The organism is Winogradskyella sp. ECml5-4, assembly GCF_036903175.1.
Lineage (GTDB): Bacteria > Bacteroidota > Bacteroidia > Flavobacteriales > Flavobacteriaceae > Winogradskyella > Winogradskyella damuponensis.
Genome location: NZ_JAYJLF010000084.1, coordinates 1 through 596, shown reverse-complemented (window position 1 = coordinate 596; position 596 = coordinate 1). Strand labels below are relative to the sequence as shown.

The following is a 596-nucleotide window of genomic DNA, read 5'->3' as shown; positions in this document are numbered from 1 at the left end:
TCTAATCCACCAAGACCTAAATGACCATTAGAAGAAAAGTATAGAGTATTATTACTACTGATGTAAGGAAACATTTCTTGCCCTTCAGTATTTATTTTTTGACCTAAGTTTTCAGGTTCACCTATAGTTCCATCAGCATTTATTGCAGCTTTGTAGATATCAAAATCTCCAAAACCACCAGGCATATTAGAAGAAAAATAAAGTGTTTTACCATCTGCGCTAACAGAAGGGTTTTTAACAGAGTAGTTTTCACTATTAATGGCTAAATTTTCAACCATATCCCAATCGTCACCCAACTTAGTAGCTTTAAATAAATACAGTTGGCTAAAACGCGTACTGCTTAGAGAATCTTTTTGAAAGTCTTTTTCAAAATAACTTTCTCTAGAGAAATACATTGTTTTTCCATCAGGAGTAAAGGATACTAAACCTTCGTGAAATTTTGTATTTATTTTTTTGTTAGCTAAAGTTGCTTCTTGATAAGTACTATCAGAGTTTTTAACAATAGTGTAAATATCTAAGTAAGGTTGGTCATTCCAACCATAAGTTTTACGATTGTCATTACGACCAGAAGTGATGTATAATTTACCATCATGTAA

General features: G+C 31.7%; 1 protein-coding gene. It reads right to left on the bottom strand.

Annotation, left to right across the window (positions count from 1 at the left end; genetic code table 11):
- The coding region (locus VDP25_RS17750) for a TolB family protein (protein WP_443089864.1) at positions 1-596 on the bottom strand (596 nt) is incomplete at both ends.